1 protein-coding gene is annotated in these 392 nt (G+C 74.7%); it reads right to left on the bottom strand.

The window, feature by feature from the left end; all coding sequences use genetic code 11:
• Window positions 1-49: 49 nt before the first annotated feature.
• Window positions 50-392 (bottom strand): zinc-binding dehydrogenase (locus B7767_RS41805; RefSeq protein WP_143652983.1); only part of this gene is annotated, 343 nt, incomplete at its 5' end.

The following is a 392-nucleotide window of genomic DNA, read 5'->3' as shown; positions in this document are numbered from 1 at the left end:
CCGCCGCCCGGCACCGCCGTTCCCGGTGCCGGAGCGGCCGGGTGAAGGTTCAGGCGAAGGTGAGGACCGGTTTGACCACGCTGCCGTCCTCCATGGCGGCCACGGCCGCGCCGATGTCCTCGAACGGGAACGTGGTGACCAGCCGTTCGAGCGGGAAGAGGCCACGCCGGTGCAGGCCGATCAGCTCGGGGATGAAGCGGCCGGGGTCGGAGTCCCCCTCGACCACCCCGTGGACGCGGACGCCCTTGGCGAGCAGGCCCATCACGTCGAACGTCACCTCACCGCCGAGGCCGAGGAGGGCGAGTTCGCCGCGCGGGCGCAGCGCGCCGACGGCCCGGCGGGCCATCTCCGGACGGCCGGTGGTCTCGACGACGTGGTGCGCGCCGCCGTCG

Source organism: Streptomyces sp. 13-12-16, assembly GCF_002114215.1.
Taxonomy (GTDB): domain Bacteria; phylum Actinomycetota; class Actinomycetes; order Streptomycetales; family Streptomycetaceae; genus Streptomyces.
This window is presented reverse-complemented; position numbering and strand designations above follow the sequence as displayed.